The organism is Eximiradius sp. (genome assembly GCA_937127445.1).
GTDB lineage: Bacteria > Bacteroidota > Ignavibacteria > Kapaibacteriales > UBA2268 > JAKIZO01.
In genome coordinates this window covers 39,309-61,413 of the sequence record CAKZLY010000007.1, presented here as the reverse complement: position 1 = coordinate 61,413, position 22,105 = coordinate 39,309, and the positions used below count along the sequence as shown (strand labels likewise).

At 35.1% G+C, this 22,105-nt stretch carries 15 protein-coding genes; 6 read left to right on the top strand and 9 right to left on the bottom strand.

The window, feature by feature from the left end:
* Nucleotides 1-20: 20 nt before the first annotated feature.
* Nucleotides 21-1,376 (bottom strand): UDP-N-acetylmuramate--L-alanine ligase, encoded by a 1,356-nt coding sequence (gene murC / locus AC6QZF_RS01745; protein WP_499798163.1) that lies wholly within the window; start codon nt 1,374-1,376, stop codon nt 21-23.
* 89 nt (nt 1,377-1,465) lie between these two features.
* Here murC and AC6QZF_RS01740 point away from each other — a divergent pair, with 89 nt between their 5' ends.
* Nucleotides 1,466-3,517 carry an acetate--CoA ligase family protein gene (locus tag AC6QZF_RS01740; RefSeq protein WP_499798162.1) on the top strand — a complete coding sequence of 684 codons (2,052 nt, stop codon included), beginning with the start codon at nt 1,466-1,468 and terminating at the stop codon, nt 3,515-3,517.
* Nucleotides 3,518-3,583: 66 nt separating this feature from the next.
* On the opposite strand, the gene AC6QZF_RS01735 is transcribed toward AC6QZF_RS01740, so the two are convergent.
* Both AC6QZF_RS01735 and sppA read right to left on the bottom strand, forming a co-directional pair.
* Entirely contained in the window at nt 3,584-5,506 is a 1,923-nt protein-coding gene (locus AC6QZF_RS01735) for a T9SS type A sorting domain-containing protein (RefSeq protein ID WP_499798161.1), read from the bottom strand.
* Between the two features lie 193 nt (nt 5,507-5,699).
* Nucleotides 5,700-7,616, bottom strand: coding sequence for a signal peptide peptidase SppA (sppA, locus tag AC6QZF_RS01730; RefSeq protein WP_499798160.1), 1,917 nt, complete (start codon nt 7,614-7,616; stop codon nt 5,700-5,702).
* A gap of 134 nt (nt 7,617-7,750) precedes the next feature.
* On the opposite strand from sppA, the gene ychF reads away from it, so the two are divergent.
* Nucleotides 7,751-8,833: a redox-regulated ATPase YchF gene (ychF, locus tag AC6QZF_RS01725; protein WP_499798159.1), complete on the top strand. Its 1,083-nt coding sequence runs from the start codon at nt 7,751-7,753 to the stop codon at nt 8,831-8,833.
* Nucleotides 8,834-8,902: 69 nt separating this feature from the next.
* On the opposite strand, the gene AC6QZF_RS01720 is transcribed toward ychF, so the two are convergent.
* Both AC6QZF_RS01720 and AC6QZF_RS01715 read right to left on the bottom strand, forming a co-directional pair.
* Complete coding sequence (locus AC6QZF_RS01720) at nt 8,903-9,979, bottom strand: branched-chain amino acid aminotransferase (RefSeq protein WP_499798158.1); 1,077 nt, start codon at nt 9,977-9,979, stop codon at nt 8,903-8,905.
* 34 nt (nt 9,980-10,013) lie between these two features.
* Nucleotides 10,014-11,675 (bottom strand): DUF8614 domain-containing protein, encoded by a 1,662-nt coding sequence (locus tag AC6QZF_RS01715; RefSeq protein ID WP_499798157.1) that lies wholly within the window; start codon nt 11,673-11,675, stop codon nt 10,014-10,016.
* 105 nt (nt 11,676-11,780) lie between these two features.
* Here AC6QZF_RS01715 and AC6QZF_RS01710 point away from each other — a divergent pair, with 105 nt between their 5' ends.
* The 3 genes from AC6QZF_RS01710 (at nt 11,781) to AC6QZF_RS01700 (ending at nt 15,337) form a co-directional block, all read left to right on the top strand.
* A complete protein-coding gene (locus AC6QZF_RS01710) occupies nt 11,781-13,163 on the top strand; it encodes a sigma-54-dependent transcriptional regulator (protein WP_499798156.1) in 1,383 nt (460 codons plus the stop codon).
* A gap of 120 nt (nt 13,164-13,283) precedes the next feature.
* A complete protein-coding gene (locus tag AC6QZF_RS01705; protein WP_499798155.1) occupies nt 13,284-14,612 on the top strand; it encodes a hypothetical protein in 1,329 nt (442 codons plus the stop codon).
* 83 nt (nt 14,613-14,695) lie between these two features.
* Nucleotides 14,696-15,337, top strand: coding sequence for an adenylate kinase (locus tag AC6QZF_RS01700; protein WP_499798154.1), 642 nt, complete (start codon nt 14,696-14,698; stop codon nt 15,335-15,337).
* A gap of 39 nt (nt 15,338-15,376) precedes the next feature.
* Here AC6QZF_RS01700 and aroB read toward each other — a convergent pair whose 3' ends face one another.
* From aroB to AC6QZF_RS01680, 4 genes are read right to left on the bottom strand one after another with little or no spacing between them, the layout of a single operon-like run.
* The gene (gene aroB, locus AC6QZF_RS01695; protein ID WP_499798153.1) at nt 15,377-16,405 is read right to left on the bottom strand and encodes a 3-dehydroquinate synthase; all 1,029 of its coding nucleotides are present in this window, start codon (nt 16,403-16,405) and stop codon (nt 15,377-15,379) included.
* Nucleotides 16,389-17,414 carry a bifunctional 3-deoxy-7-phosphoheptulonate synthase/chorismate mutase gene (locus tag AC6QZF_RS01690; protein WP_499798152.1) on the bottom strand — a complete coding sequence of 342 codons (1,026 nt, stop codon included), beginning with the start codon at nt 17,412-17,414 and terminating at the stop codon, nt 16,389-16,391. The genes aroB and AC6QZF_RS01690 overlap by 17 nt, the downstream gene beginning before the upstream one ends.
* A 60-nt stretch (nt 17,415-17,474) precedes the next feature.
* A complete protein-coding gene (gene radA / locus AC6QZF_RS01685; RefSeq protein WP_499798151.1) occupies nt 17,475-18,827 on the bottom strand; it encodes a DNA repair protein RadA in 1,353 nt (450 codons plus the stop codon).
* Entirely contained in the window at nt 18,827-21,238 is a 2,412-nt protein-coding gene (locus AC6QZF_RS01680; protein WP_499798150.1) for a TonB-dependent receptor, read from the bottom strand. Before AC6QZF_RS01680 ends, radA begins: the two co-directional genes overlap by 1 nt.
* A 185-nt stretch (nt 21,239-21,423) precedes the next feature.
* On the opposite strand from AC6QZF_RS01680, the gene AC6QZF_RS01675 reads away from it, so the two are divergent.
* A complete protein-coding gene (locus tag AC6QZF_RS01675) occupies nt 21,424-22,101 on the top strand; it encodes a DUF4159 domain-containing protein (RefSeq protein WP_499798149.1) in 678 nt (225 codons plus the stop codon).
* Nucleotides 22,102-22,105 lie beyond the last annotated feature (4 nt).

Sequence of the window (22,105 nt, the reverse complement as noted above, 5' to 3'; positions counted from 1 at the left end):
CTTTTGTTGTTTATACGTCTCTAAATCTGGCTTAGATTGCAAATATTTCCTGCCCCGATTGTAATAAATACATCTCCTTCTTTTAATATCTGTGGCAGTTGTTTTTTTAATTCATCTAAGGTTGGAATATATAAAACATTTTTGTGCCCATATTTCATTGCTCCATCGGCAATCAACTTCCCGGTTATGCCCTCAATTGGCTGTTCACGCGCAGGATAAACATCTGTAATAATAATTACATCAGCATCATCAAAAGAAGCAGCAAATTGCTCGTGAAGATGCATAGTCCTTGTATATGTATGTGGCTGAAATGCCGCAACTATTCTTCTATTCCAGCTGTTTCGTGCTGCTTTCAGAACTGCTCTCACTTCCGTTGGGTGATGGGCATAATCATCTACGTATAATACACCATTCTTTTCGCCTCTAATATCAAACCTACGAAAAACCCCCTTGAATTCTTGCAAAGCAGCGTTAATTATTTCAAATTCTATATTTAGTCCGCGCGCAACTGTAATTGCAGCCAAGGCATTTTTTAAGTTATGCTCGCCCGGTACATTTATTATGACTTCGCCTAATTCTTTGTTGTCTTCGACTATAATTGCTTTGATTTGCCTGTTTTCGTAAGTAATTCTTTCTGCTCTAATATCACAGTTCCTTGAAAATCCAAAAGTCCTAATCTTTTTGTTCACTTTCGAGTATATTGATTTAACTCCTGGATCATCAATTCCAAGTGCAATAAATCCGTAAAAAGGTACTTTGTTCGCAAATTGAGCAAATGTTTCAGTTAAATCGTTCATATCTCTGTAAATATCAAGATGTTCCGCCTCAATATTATTTATCACTGCTATTGTAGGAAAAAGTTGCAAAAATGAACGGTCAAATTCATCTGCTTCGACCACTGTCCATTCTCCTTTGCCCAATCTTGCGTTCGTTCCGCCAAAATCACGTAGCCTACCGCCAACTATTACAGTTGGCTCTAATCCACCTTTTATGAGAATAAGCCCAATCATAGAAGTCGTGGTTGTTTTGCCGTGCGTCCCAGAAATAGCAATATTATACTTTAATCGTGATACTTCTGCCAACATTTCTGCACGTCTTAATAAAGGAATATTTTTTTGTGTTGCTGCAATAGTTTCTGGGTTTTCACTGGGATGTACTGCACTCGAATAAACAACTACCTCAGCTCCCTCGATATTATTTTCATTATGTCCAATATATATTTTTATCCCTAACTTTTCTAAATATTCGGTGTTCTCTGATTTCGCAATATCCGAACCACTCACATCGAATCCTTCGTTTAATAATATTTCAGCAATTCCGCTCATCCCAATTCCACCAATTCCGACAAAGTGCAATCTTTTGACTGTTGAAAACATTTTTTCTCCTTTAATTAATTCAATTCTGCAATTTTATGAAAAAATTAGTAATTTTATTGAACTTATTTGTTGTTTTATGAGAGAAAAAAATGGTTCGAGAAATTTTTGCTCCCAAAAGTATTGCGATTATTGGTGCTTCAAACGATATTAGTAAGCCCGGCGGTAGAATATTAAAAAATATTATTGACGGAAAATTCGAAGGTGCTCTCTATGCAGTAAATCCAAAAGAAGAACAAGTTCAGAACTTGAAATGCTACAAATCCACCGAAGAACTACCAGATGTTGAACTCGCTATTCTGGCTATTGCTGCTAAGTTTTGTCCGGATACTATCCGCATTCTTGCAGAACGGAGAGGAACAAAAGGTTTTATTATTTTATCGGCTGGGTTTAGTGAGGTCGGAGAAGAAGGTAAAAAACTTGAGCAAGAAATTGTCGAAGTTATTAATCAACATCAAGGTACTCTTATCGGTCCAAACTGCATCGGTGTTCTGACGCCTACATATCAGGGTGTGTTTGCCGGCCCACTTCCGAAACTTGAACCAAAAGGTGTGGATTTCGTTTCCGGGTCAGGTGCAACTGCTTGCTTTATTCTTGAACTTGCTATACCAAGAGGCTTAACTTTTGCGAGTGTCTATTCAGTCGGCAATAGTGCTCAAACAGGTGTAGAAGATGTCCTGCGCCACTGGGACGAAACATTCGATGCTTCGACAAGTTCCAAAGTCAAAATTATGTATCTTGAAAAAATTAATAATCCTGAACTCTTTTTAAAGCATTCGCGTTCACTTATTGAAAAAGGTTGCCGTATTGCTGCTATAAAAGCAGGAACAACAGAAGCAGGCTCTCGTGCAGTGTCCTCCCATACTGGAGCTCTCGCCGGTTCTGATTTACCAGTCGATGCACTTTTCCGCAAAGCTGGAATTATCCGCTGCCACAGCCGCAGCGAACTTGTTGACGTAGCAATTGCACTTCAACAAAAACCTCTTTTGGGCAACCGAATTGCTGTAATTACGCACGCTGGAGGTCCAGGAGTAATGCTTACCGATACTCTCGACAAAAATAATATGCAGGTGCCACACATTGCTGGCGAAAAAGCTGATGAACTAATGTCCAAACTCTTTCCAGGCTCTTCTGTTGCAAATCCTATTGACTTCCTTGCTACCGGCACTGCTGAGCAGCTCGGTATTATACTCGACTATTGCGATAATCATTTCAATAATATTGATGCTTCTGTTGTTATCTTCGGCACAACCGGTATGTTTGACTCATATCCCGTTTATGAAGTACTTCACGAAAAAATTCGTACTAACAGAAAACCTATTTTTCCCGTTCTGCCATCTGTTGTGTTAGCCAAAGAAGCAGCTGATAGATTCATTGAAAAAGGAAATTGCATCTTTGTTGATGAAGTTTCTGCCGGTAACGCTTTAGCTAAAATCTATCATACAGCAAAACCTATATCAGCTAATTATTTCTCAGATGTCGACAAAAACACAATTCGCAGTATAATAAATAATTCTGGGAATGGCTATCTCGAACCCGAAAAAGTAACAAAAATATTAGATGCTATTGGCATAACTCACCCTATGGAATTCTCTTCAAATAATTTGTCTGATATTATTAAATTTGCGAACCAAATTGGTTATCCACTTGTTGTAAAAGTAGTCGGACCGGTTCATAAATCAGATGTGGGCGGAGTAATTGTTGGAATTAAAAGCGAAAATGAATTGTCTGTTGCATTCGAAAAATTAATGAAAATTGGTGAAGCAAAAGCAGTACTAATTCAACAAATGGTTTCTGGGACTGAAATTTTTATAGGTGCAAAGAAAGAAGATAAATTTGGTCACCTTGTGCTTTGCGGTATCGGTGGAATTTTTATCGAGGTGCTTAAAGATTTTTCTTATGGGTTGACGCCTATTGCAGAAGAAGAGGCTCTTTCTATGATACACTCTCTGCGTTCCTATAGATTAATTCAAGGCATTCGTGGAAAAGAAGGGATAAACGAATATCTATTTGCGAACTACATACAACGTGTTTCTGCTTTACTTCAAGTAGCACCTGAAATTTCCGAAATGGATATAAATCCATTGCTTGGTTCTCCAAAAGCACTTATTGCCGTTGATGCAAGAATTAAAATTGAAAAATAACATCTCACTCTTATTATAAAGAAGGGGCTTTATCTAAGCCCCTTCTTTATTTCTATCTTAATAAAACTATCTCTTCACGATAATTTTATCTGTATATACACGATCACCAATTTTAAATTTTAAAATATACTGACCATGTGATAAGTTCGAAGTATTAATCCTTTCGTTGAAATATCCATTGTGCAATAAACCTAATTCAACTGCATTGAGCAATTTACCATCAAGTGTATATAATTCATAAGAAATTGATTTTTCGTTCTTAACAGCAAATTTCACTGTTGCAAATTCATTCGCTGGATTTGGATAAATCGAAACTATCCCACAGCCATCATTTTCATAAGGAACATCAAGAATTGTTTTCTTTACTGCCCAGGCTGATTGATATACGCGTTTCGAATTCACATCTTGCACCCAAAGAACAACGGCCAAATCTTCATATTCTTCTACTGTTGAATTTGATGGAAATTCATAAGTATAATACAATTTCTGAATAGCATCTTTATTTAGCTGAGTTATAGCTGTTCCGCTTGCATTTGGTAACATCTTTTTCATTACATAATGGAATTCAGTTTCTCCGTTTGTAGCTCTGTTGTTATAAGTTTTCATTTCAATAACTGCAATATGTGCAACGATATTCGAACCAACAAATGGTTGCAATGGCTTAATATCCGCTTCTACTGTAACAGTTCTTCCATCAACTTTGTATTCTGGGTTAATAATTTCAAAGAATCCAGGCTGCTCAATCAAGTTGTTCATACCTACTGCTGATAAATTTTCCTGAGTAAAGGAATATGGTTCTCCGTTAGCAAATGCAGAAGGTACTCCATTTACTCCATAATATGTGCGGCGAACGCCACCTTCGGCCGTATAGTACGGGTCGCCATTTCCGGGCCAATTCATCTGATATTTTACAATTGCCACTTTGTCTTCAAACTGTGCAAGCAAAGGATTTAGATACTTATTAACGCTTGCACAAGGTGCGCAAGTAGAGCTTGTAAATTCCTCGAATAATGGGAAAATATTACTTGCTATTGTATTGTTCCAAACATAAACATCAATTGTTGTGGTATCATTCGCTGGATTTACATCATTTTTACTGTTCCCATTAATATTCGACACCCACAATTTTATAGTTCTATAACCTAATTTTGATGGTACCCATTGGAAAGGAAGAATGAACCTTTGATATGAGTAGTAAGGAATTGATTTACTCAGGTTCATTGTAACGGAAACTACTTCTTCGCCATCTGGCTGGAAATTTGCTACAAATGAATAAATACTATCAACTCCCACTGAACCTACGTAGAACGGTATAGAAATACCATTTTCTGGCACTTTAACGTATTTCTTCAAGTCGATCAACACTGCCGAAAGGTCGTATGCAAAAGGTTGCCATACAATAATGTCGTCTAAGCCAAGCAGATACTTATCATTCGAATTGTTGCGGAAAGCAATGTAGATGTCTTGATTTTGGTAACCCAATTTGGATAAATTCACAAAGCGTCTATTTAAAGAACCATTCGGCTCTGCTTGAATTGAAAAGATTTTTGTTGTAAAACTTGAAATCTCATTATCTGTTGTTGAAATATATACTTCATAACCATCTGGATAAGAAGAGTTAAAAGCAATTGCGCTCCATTCAAGATAAGCATTTTCTCCAATTGTAATTTTAGGCGAAATGAGCCAATCATCTGCTCGTCCAGCTGGATTATAGTATGAAGTGCTCAATGCCATATATTGATCTGGATTGCTTGATACTTTTCCAACTACCCAGGACATTTTGTTATTTTGTAAAGTTATGCCAATGCTATTTAATGCTTGGAGCATTTCTGAATGTACTGTTTTCCCATCAACATCTACTGTTTTCCAGTTGCCTATCCCATTTGCAAAATCTTCTTGGAAAAAAATTCCCTGCTCAGCCTTTGAGGAATTTAAAACTCCAATTAAAAACAATGCAAAAATTGTAATTAAGTTTTTGAATAATTTCATAATACACCTTTAATAATGAGTAATAGAAACTTTGTTTGTTAAAATTAATTAAAAAATGTTAAGAAAAAAAGAACATTTTCACAATCGATTGGTATTTCTTCTGGAAATATTCGCATTGTTATAAAATTGATCTTTATTATAAAATAAAAAAGCTACCTTAGTTGTAAGGCAGCCCTTTAATCTAATTTGTTACTTACTTTATTTCGAATTTTTCAGGCATTGCCATCAACACTTTTTCATTCTTCGACATTTCTATTAATTGATAATTATAAATTAATTCCTTTCTTAGCTGTTCTGGTAATATTGTCCACATTGAAATTAAATCTTGATATGAGATTTTCAATTCACGAGATAGTGATTTTAAATTTACGGTTTGATCTTCTTGCTTTTCAATACCAAATAATTTAAGTATTGATGAGAGTTCGTCCTGTGGACGAGGATAAATGTCGAGCAATACTTTTTTATTTGCTTCAACTCCTATTCGTTTTTTAGCAAAGTCAATAGCTTCAAGTAAACCGCCTTCTATGTCAACAAGCCCTTTTTCGAGAGCATCTTTTCCACTCCATACTCTGCCTTTGGCTAAACTACGCATTTCATCGAATGATTTGTTGCGTCTTTCTGCTGCTTTCGAAACAAATCTGTAATATACATTTCTCGAAAGACTTTCTAATTGTAATTTATCTTGGTTACTCATCGGTAAAAATGGAGAAAGAAAATTCGATGCTGGCGATGTTGAAATTGTATCCACTGAAATATCCAGTTTCCCAACAAGCTTGTTAAAGTTTGTAAGCAAGAATATCACCCCAACCGAACCTGTAATTGTTTGAGGTTGAGCAAAAATTGTATCGCAAGCCATTGCTATATAATATCCGCCCGATGCCGCAACATTTCCCATTGAAGCATATACTGGTTTAATTTTTCTTGTTTTTATAATTTCATTATATATCTCATCCGATGCTATTACCGAACCTCCCGGGCTATCAATTCTAATAATTATCGCCTTCACTTTTTTATTCTCACGAGCTTTTTTCAAGTAGTTAATAAATTCGCTCGAACGTACACTCGCTTCATTGCTCCACCCTTCTTCCGGCTGATGATTAATTGCACCAACTGCATAAATAATTGCAATTTGTTTGTTTATATCTGCCATTTTTTCTTTCGGGACATTCTCTTCGCTTGCTGCATACCTATTAATGTTTATCAAATTTAATTTTTTATCCTTGCTCTTCTCTCCAAACACTTTTTTCTTGATAATGTTTTTTACTTCTTCTTCGAATGCTATTTCATCAATAAATCCGTATTTTTGCAACTCATCAGCAGTATAAAGGCCATTTTTCAGAGCTTCCAACACTTTTTCTTTACTTATTTTCCTATACTTTACCACCTCGTTGATAAAATTATCATTAATCTGGTCAAGTAATACTCTTAATTGATAACGTGCAGAGTCGCTAAATTTTGTGCGGCTTAAGTTTTCACCAGCCGACTTAAAATCTTCGTATTGCTGCACATACACATCAACTCCAATTTTATCCAGTGCGTTCTTAAAAAACAGGGATGTTGCACCAAATCCGTTCATTTCGAGCAAACCCTCGCGTAACATAAATATTTTGTCTGATGGCAAGGCATTATAGTAATTTCTTTCTGTTCCTGTTTCTATGTATGAATAGATAAATTTTCCACTTGATTTAAATTCTTCTAAGATTTTCTGAAACTCCTCTGCTTTTGCACCCGATAACCCACTTTCACCTTTGACTAAATATAATATTCCTTTAATTTTAGAGTCATCTTTTGCTCTTCGAACTGACGTAAGTAATTCAATAAAATCAATTTGTTGCTTGATACCTGAAAACAAGGAAAATGGGTCGCTTGGTGTATATTCTGGATTATTACTAAGCCGAATTACAAGAACGCTATTGTCTTTTACTTCAACTTGTTCTTTTTCGAATGCCGATCCTATCACCCCAACAATAGTTGCGAAAATTCCAAAGCCAACTACTAATATTATACCTATTACAAGTAGAACAATCCACCAATTTGAACGACGTTTTTGACGCCCATAATATGGCGGATACGGATAATTCCCTTGATTTGGTAATTGTGTTTGAGACATAAATACTCCAAAAATGTTAATTCGTTGTTCTTTTATACGTATAAATTATGAAATTTGTTTCTAATAGAATTAATTTTTTAGATGCTATTTCTAAATTCATTAATTTTGCATTTATTTATAGTCTCGGTGAAAAAATGCAAATTGGAATTATTGGATTGCCCTATTCAGGAAAAACCACTCTATTTCAAACTATTACCCAAACGCAAATTGATCAGTTCTCATTCAGAAAAGAAACAAATCAAGCAATTGTAAAAGTGCCCGATAGTCGTCTCGATAAACTTACCTCAATTTTCAATCCCAAAAAGAAAGTAAATGCTACAATTGAATTTGTCGACCTTGTAGGTGTGCAGAAAACTGATAAAACCAGCTCTATGTTTAATAGCCAGTTCATCTCAAAAGTTCGAACAAATGATGCTTTTCTACACGTTGTGCGTGCCTTCGACGACCCTGCTGTGCCTCATCCAAATTTGAGCATAGACGTCGAGCGCGATATTCGCCTGATCGAAGATGAATTTTTCCTAAACGATATGGCATTTCTTGAATCCAGATTTGAAAAACTCGAAAAAGATATGATGAAACAAAAAAATAAAGATGAAGTAAAAAAAGAACTTGAAATAATGAAAAAATGGCATTCTACTTTGGAAAGTGGTTTGCCTCTGAGAGAAATTGAACTTACCGATGATGATTTAAAATATATCAAAAACTACCAGCCTCTTACTGCTAAACCTCTTATGATTGCAGTTAATTTTTCCGAAAATGAAATTAAAAATTCCGACAGTATTATTTCGAAGATTCGTAATACATTCAAAGGAAATAAAATTCGTATTGAACCATTTTTTGCGAAAATTGAACTTGAACTGTCCTCTTTATCCGACGATGAAAGAGCAATTTTTATGGAAGAATACGGACTTACTGAATCCCCATTAGAAAAAATGATTCGTAACGCTTATGAATTACTTGGACTGCAAAGTTTCTTCACTGTTGGTGAGGACGAATGCCGAGCTTGGACAATTAAAAAAGGTTATACTGCTCAAGAAGCTGCTGGAGTAATTCATACTGATTTCTACAATAAGTTTATTCGTGCCGAAGTTGTTAGCTACGAAGACTTTATTCGCGAAGGTTCATTTGCTAAATGTAAGGAAAAAGGCTTATTCCGCCTCGAAGGTAAGGAATATATCGTTCAGGATGGTGATATTATTAATGTTAGACACGGTTAGTTGCTATCAATATGAAAAACCCCCTGATATTATTGAAATATCAGGGGGGTTGTTGAAATTATCTAACCATTAATCAATATCAATATGCACATTCCAGCCATGAACATCTTCCAACTCACCGTATTGAATACCAGTTATTGTATCATACATCTTTTGAGCTATCGGACCAATTTCCATATTATTTATTATCATTGACTTATCATTGTATTGAATAAGTCCAACAGGAGAAATTACAGCAGCAGTGCCAGTTCCAAATACTTCTTGAAGCTTGCCTGTTTCGTATGCTTCTATTAATTCATCGATAGTAATTTGACGTTCAGACACTTTCATTCCCCATTCACGTGCAAGAGTCAATACGCTATCGCGAGTTACACCTGCTAAAATTGTTCCTTGTTCTAATGATGGCGTTATTAATTCATCGTTTATTACAAACATAATATTCATTGCACCAACTTCATCAATAAAATGACGTGTAACTCCATCAAGCCACAATACTTGTGAAAATCCATTCTTCTTGGCAAGTGTTCCTGCTAATATTGATGCTGCATAATTTGCAGCTGTCTTTGCTGAACCTAATCCACCGCGAACAGCACGCACATACTCGCTCGATACAAGTATTTTAACAGGATTTAGCCCTTCCGGATAATATGATGCAACTGGTGATGTCATAATTATTAAACGATATGTAGAAGATGCATGCACACCTAAAAAGTTCCCAGTTCCAAACTCTACTGGCCTAATATACAACGATTGACCACGTTTTTGGGGCACCCAGTTAATATCAATTTTTACAAGCTCTTTAATTGCTTCTACAAATGTCTTTTCATCGAATGGTGGAATGCAAACCCTTGAACCCGAGTGATTTAAACGAGCTGCATTTTTGTCTGGACGAAATATATTTATACCACCTTTTACATCTCGAAATGCTTTCAAGCCTTCGAAAATTGACTGACCATAATGCAATGTGCACATAGCTGGTTCTATTGGCATAGGCCCATATGGAATAATCTTTCCCTCGTCCCATTTCCCATCCTCATAGTCCGAAACAAAAATATGGTCAGAAAAAAATACTCCAAAACCTAAATTATCCCAGTCTACATTGTTAATTCTTGTCGTTGTTGCTTTTTCAATCTTGAAATTTCCCATATCAAACCTCAATAAAATCAATAATATCTAATAATTAAAATTTATATGTTGTATTTATGTCTCTTGGAATGTCTTTCAATCTTTCAACAGTTGAACGTATTTCATCATTTACCTTGCCATATTTTTCAATTATTTCACCTGCTTTATTGTAATCACCTTGTGCTTGTGTTGTTAATATCAAGTTAGCAAGTCCCGCAACTCCATCGAAAAACTTTTGCTCGTCGTAGCTAAATGTGCCATCTTGATTTCTCACAATTGCACCTTTTTCTCGTAAATAATTCAACTGAATTAAGTTTGCTTGCCCGTGAGCAGAGTTCGTCCCGAAACGCAATGAACGGTATAAACCTGCAATATAAGTAACTATTGCTTTCCTTATGTACTCGTTATCTAATTTCCCAAGCTTCAGCAATGTTTGGTGATTATACATACTCAAAATATCTGCTTTAGTTTCTTCTATCGCAGAATATCTCTCTTTTAATGCTTTGCGAACAGTTAATTCTTTACTTCCATACACAAAACCACGCCCTAATGTGTGTGAAACTTCGTGTAAAGTAACAAAGCTTGTAAATGCCTTGCTATCAACATATTTTCTGAATTCTGGTGAAATAATTTCATTAGCAATTGGCACTACTATTGTCTTGAATTTTGCTTCCATCATATTTTTGAACATCGACTTTTTGCCGCCCTTTGTCTCGTGTACCCTCGGATCGTTTGGCAATGCTGCTGCAATAGTTTTTGTCCCTTTTTGGCAATCGCCACCAAAATACACTACATTTACAATCTGCAAAATTTCCTTTTCAGTTTTTACTGGTTCAATATACTTTTTGTCGTAAGGCAGGTTGTTCTGAAAGTCTGGTATATGCTTCTGGAACATTTCAAGTTCTTTCGAAGCTTCAATGTCTTTGACCATTACCACTGCTTCATATGCAGTTTTATAATTATAGAGTGCATCTTGATAATTCTCAATTGGACCAATAATAACGTCGATATTGCTGTTTTCAATATCCATCCAAGCCATATCGCTTTCATAATAATCATCTGTGCGAATTGCTTTCGCTCTCAAAAGTAAATAATTCTTCAAAGTAGCATTGTCCGCTAATTCTGCAGCTTCTTCAAGAAGCTTTGCTAATTTTTCAGTCTCTGGATAATATTGATGATATGGGATTGCCTTTAATCCACCGTTTTCTCTAACTATTACATTATATTGGCTTTCAAAAGCTTCCTTATCTTGTGGATTATTTTTTATATGGTTCTCAAATTCCTCTTTTGTCATATCTTCTGGATAGAAACCGCCACAAGGTGGTCTTTTCTCAGGTCCTATACCCACAAAACGTACGTTTTCATTCAACACATCATATGGCCCATAGTTTATATTTACATATTCAAGATAAATCTTTGCCTCTTCTGTGTTGAGCTTGATTAAAGAATCTCTTACTGCTATTGCATCGTGTGAAGATTGCTTCCAGAAAATTGCATCACATAATTTGCCTGCCTCAATTAACTTTTCAAGCAATGCCTGTTCTCTTTGCGACAAATGAGAAACATCTGCTGTTATCTCAATTTTTGCAAACTGCTCGCTCAATTGCTTTATCTTTTTTGCTTGTTCGGATAGTTCTGGCTGGGGTCCCATCTTTTTCTCGCACGAAGTAATTAAAATGGTTATTATGACTAACAAAAAACTTTTTAAATATTTCATTTTTCACCTATAAATAATTCAAAATTTTACTGAAAAATTATTCAAAGTTAAAATAATTTTATTATTTTACAAATCGAATTTGTCAAATCAATTGAGTTTGGCAAGATGAATTCAATCAGCGTTCTTCTTGTTGATGATGACGAAGATAGCCGTGAAGTAATGAAAGATTTCCTAAAAGGAATTATGCAGTTCGAAGTCGAGGCTTTTCCAAATGGGGAAGAGGCTCTTCGTGCTTTCAACGATGGTAAATTCGATTTAATCCTCGCCGATATTAAAATGCCTAAAATGAACGGTATTGAACTGCTCAAAAATGTTCGTCAATCAGAGAAAGGGAAAAACTGTCCGTTTATTCTTATGACTGCTTTCGCCGATGTTAAAACTGCTATAGACGCACTTAAATACCACGCAACCGATTATCTCATTAAACCTGTTGATATATCTCAATTAAACGAAATAATTGGTAAACTGTTTGGCAATAATAATGAAAATCAATCAGATAAAATTGAAAATAATAGCAACCAAATTGGCAATTTTATTTACGTCCCAAAAATCGGGAAAATAGGTGTTTTCTCTGAAAGTTTCAGACAAGCAATCAAATTTGCTAACATCTATCATGAAGATAGAAGCGTTAATGTGCTTATCGAAGGTGAAAGTGGAACTGGAAAGGAAATTATCGCTAACCTCATTCATGGTATAGACAATACAAAGCCGCTTGTTACGATTAATTGCTCTGCGATTTCCCAAAATTTGTTCGAAAGTGAGCTTTTTGGATATGTTGGAGGTGCTTTCACTGGTGCTCGCTCCTCTGGTCTTGCTGGCAAATTTGAATTAGCCAACGGAGGTACTCTATTTTTGGACGAAATTGGCGAAATGCCACTCGAAATGCAACCTAAGCTTCTTCGCTCTATTCAAGAACGTGAAATTTATCGTATTGGTGGGCAAAAGCCTATAAGTATTGATGTTCGCATTATCTGTGCAACAAACCGTAATTTAGATGAATTGGTCAGTCAAGGAAAATTCCGAGCTGACCTTTATCATAGAATTAAAGTTGGTTATATTCAACTCAAACCTCTAAATCAGCAAAAAGAAGCAATCATACCATTAGCTAAAATGTTTTTAGAAGAATTTTCTCTCAAACGCAGTAAACATTTTCAAAAAATTTCACCCGCTGCAATTGATTTGCTGCTCAATTATGAATGGGAAGGCAATGTGCGCGAACTTGCCAATGCTATCGATAGAGCAGTTCTTCATAATAACGATACTGAACTTACAGTTCGTCATTTAAGTTTTCTTGATGAGAACTACTATTTAAATTCTTCATTTGTGCTCACCCCAACCGCAGATTTCCAGCTTCCAGAAGATGGGCTTAATCTTGAAGAACTCGAACGTGAAATCGTTCGCCGAACACTAAAAAAATTTAGAGGCAACAAAACAAAAACTGCTGAATTTCTGGGGCTTACGCGTAGTGCTTTAAGAAGTAGAATGTAGCATTTTAACTATTCTTTTGATTTGAGCCAACATTTTAATCTCGATAGTTAAATAAAAACGCTATTTGTGCGTTAAAAACACTTGCAAAAACATACTTTTTAAAGAGTTTTGAGGATAATTGTGAAAAAAAATGAAATTTCAGAAAGCCAATTAGTAAATCGAATTACAGAAATTATCAAACAGAAGAAAGGCAAAATTAATCCCTACGAAATTGCTTTAGAAACAGGCTATTCCATTGATGATATAAACGATACTCTTAAACGATTGCTCGAAATCTATGAGTCCAAAATTCAGGCAGATTTGCAAACAGGTTCGGTCGAGTTCGTTTTTACCTACCCCCTTGTCAAACGTGGTAAAAAAACTTTCAAAGAAGTTTTAGCTGTTATTGCTGATAAATCCTACCAAATTTTCAAGAAAATCTATAAAATTTCTATTGGTGTTATTCTGATTGTCTATACAATCATTTTTGCATTGCTTGTCTTAGCTGCAATGGTGGCTGCTTCCTCGGGCGATAGAGATCGTCGTAGCAACATTAACCTTGGATTTATTGTTGACATAATATATGCTATTATCCGTGGTATGCAAATTTCTTATATTACAAGTGAAATGGCTGGCTATTATGAAGATAGCTCGGGGTTATACTACAGGAGCCAGAGAAGAGAACCTAAAAAAAGTTTTATAAATTCAGTTTACGACTTCGTTTTTGGTCCTGAACGTGTTAAAACCGACGACTTATCAGATGCTCGCGAAGTAATGGCATATTTGCAAAAAGTTTCAAATGGCAGACTTACAGCTGGTTCTATATCGCTTTTGTCGGGCGTTTCTATGGATTTGGCTGAAAGCAAATTAGCTGAATATGTCGGGAAATTCAAAGGCGATTTGTATATCAATAGCGATGGTTCAGTCTATGCTGAATTCCCTAACTTACAAAAAGTTAGCAAAGAACTTCTTGAAGGAAAAATTATTTACTATTTTGATGAAATCGAAGAACCATATGTCCTCAATGGAAATACCACGGGAAAAAATATCGCTATATTCTTTATGAACTTATTTAATTTATTCGTTTCTTTTGCAGTATTAAACGCCCATATTGATAGTATTGCTATTCTTATATCTTTAGGTGTATTCCCGTTCGCTTTCTCTCTCTTGTTTTTCTTGATACCTCTTATTAGAATTCCGGTTAATTACGCATTAAATAAAAAACGAGAGAAAAATATTATTCGAAAAAAATTATTCCGTGCTATTCTCAAAATCAACAAACCTGCGACTGAAAATGAAATATTAAATGATGCTCGACTTGACAAAAACGAATCAGAAGAAGCTAAGAGTATATTAAACGATATGCTTATCGATTATCGCGGTGAAATCGAAATGAACGAAAATGGCGTGGTTCTCTATAAATTCGATAAACTTTTGCAAGATATTAATTTAGTTCTGAATAAAAGTTAAAAATATATTTTGAATATTTAAATTTTTAATTAAATTAGTAACAATACTGTTCATTGTTTATATCTTCAAAATAGGAACATTTTATGAGATTAATTTTTTTAGGGCCTCCTGGTTCTGGAAAAGGAACGCAATCGCAGAATATTTGCAAAGACTACGGAATTAAGCAAATTTCCACGGGTGATATTTTGCGGAAAAATGTTAAAGACCAAACTGATCTTGGCAAAATTGCTGCTGAATATATGAACAAAGGTGAACTTGTTCCAGATAAAATTATGATAGATATTATTGCAAGTGAGCTCAAAAAAACTGACTATATCAAAGGCTTTTTGCTTGATGGTTTTCCAAGAACTATTCCACAAGCCGAAGCGCTTGACGGGATGATGTCTAAAATGGGGCTCAAACTTAATTGCGTTCTTGTTCTTGAAGTGCCACACGAGGAAATTATTCAGAGAATTAGTCTTCGCCGTGTTGACAAAAAAACAGGTAAAATTTACCACCTTTTGTTTAATCCACCTCTTCCGGAAGAAAACGTTGAATTATACCAGCGAGAAGATGATAAAGAGGAAACAATTCGCAGAAGACTTATGGTTTACGAATCTCAGACTAAACCACTGATAAAGTATTATTCCTCTATGGGACTAGCATTTAAAATCAATGGTGTAGGCGATTTCAAAGAAGTGTATGAACGCATTGTAAAAGTTCTTGATAGTAGGTTAGAAATATAACTTTTTTATTATTTTCCCTAATAATAACGTTGGAGTTGACTATGTCAATTCCAATGTTATTTTATTGCATATCTGATGAATATCTTCCAATTTCATATTAACAATTTTGGGGAAACCTATTTCTTTGAGCAGAATATAATCTATTGTGTTTTTTCTTCTTTTTTTATCTAAACTAATTTCGTGAGATAATTTACAAATTTCTAACTTTGGCTTGTAATATAGATATTTACCAAGTGTTTTATAAATTCTGTTATAAACGTCTTCATTTAGTTCATTCATTTCTATAGATATTTTCATTGCTATTAGCATACCCAAAATCACGGACTGTCCGTGGGGTAATTGATATTGACGTTCTATTACGTGTCCGAATGTATGACCAAAGTTCAGAAGATGCCTTATTCCTCTATCTTCTTCGTCGCGAATTACTATTTCAGATTTTTTCCGTAATGATTCGAACATAATATTATAATTTATATTTTTCCTATCTGTTAAATCAGTATTTTCCAACACATCAAAAAATTTTTCATCAGTAATTATTGCAATTTTTATTAGTTCTCCAATACCCGAAAGATAATCTCGGTCGCTTAATGTATCCAAAAAAGATATGTCGATAACGACAAATTCTGGATGCTTGAATGTCCCAACTAAATTCTTAATTTTATTAAAATTTATGGCAGTTTTACCACCTATGCTTGCGTCAACCATCGATAACAACGTCGTTGGCACAAACGAGTGGCGCAATCCCCTCATATATACACTTGCAACAAACCCTGCTAAATCACAAACGGAACCTCCGCCAACTCCAATTAATGCTGTATCTCTATCTGCTTTGTATTTTAATAATTGATTAATGACATTAACAACAATTTCAAGATTTTTGCATTTTTCACCTTCGGGAACAACAACTGTATTGCACTGCTCAAATTTATTTCTATAAAGGGAATATACTTTTTCATCTGTTAGCAGCACTACATTTGTATTTGGATAAATTTGAGCAACATCGTCGAATGGCTCGAAAAAAATAGTAGATTTCTGACTTTTAAAATATATCTCAATTAAGCGTTTCATCAATTATCACCTTTAAATCTTTGGGAAATATTGCTTGAAAACCATCAATCAAGGCTTCTTCTGGATTATAGTGTGTTTCCACCATAAGCCCATCAGCACCAGCAGCAAGTGCAGCCCTTGCAATTGGAATAACGTATCTTGAAACACCCGTCGAATGAGATGGATCGAAAATTACCGGCATATCTGTTCGCTCTTTCAAATCCATAATTGTTCCAATATCAGGTGTGAACCTCAGTTTTGAGTCAATTTGTTCGAACGTCCTTATACCACGCAAGCATAATATTACATTTGGATTGCCTTCCTGCCTTATATATTCAGCGGCATTGACGAATTCTTCAATTGTAGCAGCAAATCCTCTCTTTAATATTACAGGTTTCCCATCCTGCGAGGATAACTTCCCTACTTGCTTTAAAAAACCATAACTTGACATACTTCTGCTACCAATTTGAATAATATCAATTTTCTCATAATTCCTTTCCAGCTGCTCACTATCTAAAATTTCGGTTACAGTATACATCTGGTATTTACAAGCAGCATCAAGCAAATAATCCAGTCCTTCGTCACCAAGTCCCTGAAAACTATTTGGGCGTGTTCGCGGTTTGAACGCTCCACCACGCAGTAATTTTACACCAATTCCTGACAATTCCTCAGCAATTGTAAATATTTGCTCCCGCGATTCTACTACGCAAGGTCCTGCAATAATAATAGGTCTTAATTTTAGCAGTTCTATTGCTGTTAAATTTTGGTGTTCGTTTTTGAAGCTTTCTTTGGAGATAGAAAAAATTGTTTTGTATAATCTCTCGATTGTATATTTAGAAATTTTATCTCCAAATTCCTTGTGTAACCTGTCAATAATATCGTTCTCTCTTTTGAAATCATCAGCGTTAAGCTGGTTATTTACCTTTAAACTCAATATTTCTTTTGCCGTTTTCAGTCTTTCGGCAAAAATACTTATTAATTGCCTATCAAATTCATCGATTTTTGCTCTCAGTTCGTTTATCTTATCCATACTATTCAACTAAATTTAAAAAAAGATAAACGAACAAAGTAGAAAAATATGATTTTGTTTTTAGAAAAGATGATGAAACAATGCAGAAATTCTTTCTATTGGCTCTAACTTAACAGAAAATTTCCTCAAAATTTTGCTTGTGCTTCCCATAGGAAAAAATACTCTTTCAAAACCAAGCTTATCAGCTTCGGCTATTCTTTGTTCAATCGAAGTAACTGAACGAACCTCTCCTGTCAGACCAATTTCACCAATAAACACTGTTTTTGTATCTATTGCAATGTCTTTGAACGAACTTACCAGTGCAATTGCCACAGCTAAATCAGCTGACGCATCATTTAAATATACTCCACCCGCAATATTGACAAACACATCATTATGGCTGAATGGAATACCTAATCTTTTTTCCAGTACTGCAAGTATCATTTGCAATCGGCGATTATCAAACCCATTTAATACACGCTGTGGCATACCGTAGCTTGTAGGTGTTACAAGCGACTGCACTTCAAGCAAAATAGGACGACTCCCTTCCATTATCGAGGCAATTGTTATCCCAGATGCGAGGTCATTTCGTCCTGTAAGAAATACTTCCGACGGATTGCTTACCTCTATTAGCCCATTTTCGCTCATCTCAAAAATGCCAATTTCATTTGTAGAACCATAGCGATTTTTTAATGCTCGCAAAATCCTGTACGAATATGTTTTTTCACCCTCGAACTGAATTACTGTATCTACAAGATGTTCCAATATTTTCGGCCCTGCAATGGCACCATCTTTATTTACGTGTCCAATTAATAAAATCGCTTTGTTGTATTTTTTGGCAACTTGTTGCAAATGAGCTGCACATTCCCTTACCTGAGTAATCGAACCTGGCGTCGCATCTATCAATTCTGAAAATATAGACTGAATCGAATCAATAACGATAACATTCGTATCAGATAATTTAATCGCATTAACAATTGTTTCTAAATTCGTTTCTGCAAGAATAGCTAATTCTTCATAAATATCTTTAATTCGCAGAGCTCTATATTTAATTTGTTGCAATGATTCTTCTCCTGTTATATAAAGCGGATTTTGTCCTGCTATGCCAAAACACATTTGCAACATAAGTGTGCTTTTGCCTATTCCGGGGTCGCCACCTACAAGCACAATTGAGCCCGGAACTATTCCTCCACCCAGCACTCTATCAAGTTCTTTAATAGTTGTGTGTATGCGATATTGCTTATCTGTTGAAATTTCACTTAATTTCACAACAGACGCCAAATTAATAGACTTGCCGGTGCTACCTTTGCGGACACCGGCATCGTCTATTGTTTCATCGAATGAATTCCAAGCATTGCAATTAGGGCATTTGCCAAGCCATCGCGGCGATTTATAACTACACTCTCTGCAAATATAAACTACTTTTTTTTTCATCAAAACTTATAATTAATCTTTGCTGTTGCTATTCGCGGTATGAAAGTTCCGCCAAATATTTGATAATGCTTTTTGTTTAACAAATTATAAACGTTTATACCAAGACTTAAATTGTTTGTTAATTCATATCCAGCATTCAAATTCAAAATTGTGTAGCTTGGCACTTTACCCTGAAACGTCCCTGCAAGCCAATCGAATTTGTGAGAATAATATACATCCAATGTTACATCATATGAATTCGGTTGGATGTAATTTAAAGATAGATTTGCTTTATGTGGTGCTGTATTCGGTAGCAAAGGCTGGGCTGATTTATTTTCAACTACGTCATACCCAAAGTAACTGTAATCAATCTTTGCACTTAAATTATTGGTTATTTTGTAAAATGCAGTTATTTCTACACCATATTCATCAACTTTGCCTATATTTGTGTTGGATACAATAAACGTAGGCTGACCATTGAATATTGATAATCTTGCTCTATCTCTTGCAGAAAGCTCAGAATATATAATATTTTTTACTAATTCAGCATACTGACTTAAACTATCTGGTAATTGAGGTACCCATTTTTGAATATTTGGATTGACCCCAGGCAGAAAATTTGTAATAAAATCTGTAAGTCTATTATAAAATAAATCTACTGAGACATAGAAATTATCCGAAATTGTATTTTTATATCCAAATTCAAACGAAGTGATTTTCTCTACTTCGAGTTTGTCGTTCCCAACTGCAAACGCACGTGTTGGACTTAAATTTAAGTTTATTTCTGGACGCGACCCACTCAATATTGCTATACTATCTGCAATTATCTTCTCAATATTTTTGAAGTTGACAGGTGCATTTGTTTTAGTTGAAAATGCTGGTGCATCAGGTGTTAAGCGATATAATTCAGAATAATTAGGTCTTTGGAAACCTTTATTTATCGACACTCTAAATTGGTTGCCTGCTATTGGCGAATATACAACTGAAAATCTTGGTGAAAAATATGATGGATGAATACTTGCATAATCGTATCTTGCTGAACCCACAAATTTCAAATTTTCTTGTGCCTGCCATTCAATCTGTGAATACACACCTGTGAAATCGGCATCTACATTATTAGGTATGCTTGTCCCGTATGTTCTAATGTATTGAAGTTGTTCGGTTACACCCCAAATAAAATGTAAATTGTTTCTCAAATAAAAATTGTGCTGCACATCAAACATTACATCTTTCGAATTATCTAATAGCGGTGCATTTGGCACAAGCAACCACATCGTGTCGGGTGTAAATCTACTCATATAATGAGAATGAATATTTATTCGTTCCGAGTTATATACCAACCGAAAATATGGACGTTCTGTTTCTTTAACAAACGTTCTTCCAAGTCCAAATACAAATGCTTCATTACCATTGTGAGAGTAGCCAAATTCACCCGTGATTGATTTAGTATCGTCAAAATAATAATCCAAACGCAAAGCCCCATAATTCGAATAAGTGTTTCTATCCTCAGGACGAAGAGCTCGCTTCTCTAACGGCAGTCCAGAATATTCTAAAAATCTCACGGAATCGCGTCGGTTCGCAAAATTCAACGTATGCGAACGCCCCGCGTTTACTTTGAAAAATAGATTATCGAAGCCTCCCGCGTAACGCAAGTCAAATTTATACGTGTTGTAGTCTCCGCCCAAAATAGAAATTTTGCCACCTTGATTGTAACGAGGTGACTGACTTTTCAAAAGCAATACTCCATTATAAGCATTCGCTCCATATAGTGCTGCCGATGGCCCTCTTACAAATTCAACGCTTTCGAATTCTTCCATCGGAACAGAAAAAGAGTTCCATTCCAATGCACCTAGCAGTGGCATCGCGACATCGCGCCCATCTTGCAACACTAAAACTCTACGATTTAATCCAGAATTGAAACCACGTGCATTTACAATAAAATCATTTGCTCCATTTCGCAAAACATCTATCCCGGCATTTCCTGCAACTGAATAAGCTACTTGTCCCTGGCGGGATTTCCTTTCCAATTCCTCGCTGAAAACCACAGATACTGCAGATGGCGAATACATTATCTTTTCGGCTCTTCGAGATGCGCCATATACCACAACTTCACCTAAATTGTAATTTTTCGATAATATCTCGATGTTGAGAAGTATCTCGTTTTCATTCCCTACTTTTACTTTTTTTGTGAGTTGGCTGCCTGTTGGAGAAGTGAAAACAATTCGGTATTCTCCGCTTTTGGGTATATTAATTTGATAATCGCCCTGACTGTCTGTCGATGTTTTTATTAATCCATCGCTTGTTTCGATAGTTACATTTTCTATAGGTTGCTTTGTGTCGAAATTTACAACTTTGCCTTTTATCAATGTTTCAGATTTCGCAATTAAAATTGTTGCAAATAAAATAATTATTGCGAATAAAGCATTTTTCATTTTTTGTCCCCTTAATATTAAACTAAAATCATACAAAAATAGATTTATTAAGCAATCATTGCTAATATTCAATGAATAAAACTTATATTTTATGAATTCATCACAATTATTTATTAACTTTGTAACATTTCTACTATTGAAACGTCTTTATTTTATTGAAGTATATTAGTAAGATATTATACAATATGTTTAATGTAAATATAAAACTTATTCTTTTATCGATAATATTAGTATTATCAACCAATTTATTCGTGCTTTCACAGGAAAAAAGTGCATTCAAAATTGCACGTGTCAAATATTCCGGTGGGGGAGACTGGTACAACGACCAATCCGCAGAGATAAATTTGCTTAAATTTATTCGTGAAAATACTAACATAAACGTTGAACCTACTTTCTTTTACGTTGACTTAGCTAATGACAATTTGTTTCTTTATCCTGTGATGTTTATCACTGGTCACGGTAACGTTAATTTTACAGAGCGAGAAGTAAAAAATTTACGGTCATATTTAGAAAATGGTGGTTTTCTCTATATTGATGATGATTACGGTTTAGACGAACATATTCGCAGAGAAATGAAAAAAGTGTTTCCCGATAAAGATTTTGTCGAACTGCCTTTTAATCATAAAATATATAACTGTCATTTTGTTTTTCCAAACGGTCTTCCCAAAATTCACGAACACGATAATAAAGCTTCGCAAGGATTTGGTATGTTCCATAATGGACGGATGTGTGTTTTCTATACTTATGAATCCAATCCAGGAGACGGCTGGGCTGACCCAGAAGTTCATAACAACCCGCCTGAAAAAAGGGAGGCTGCCTTGAAAATTGGTACTAATATTATTGTTTATGCACTAACTAATTAATTGA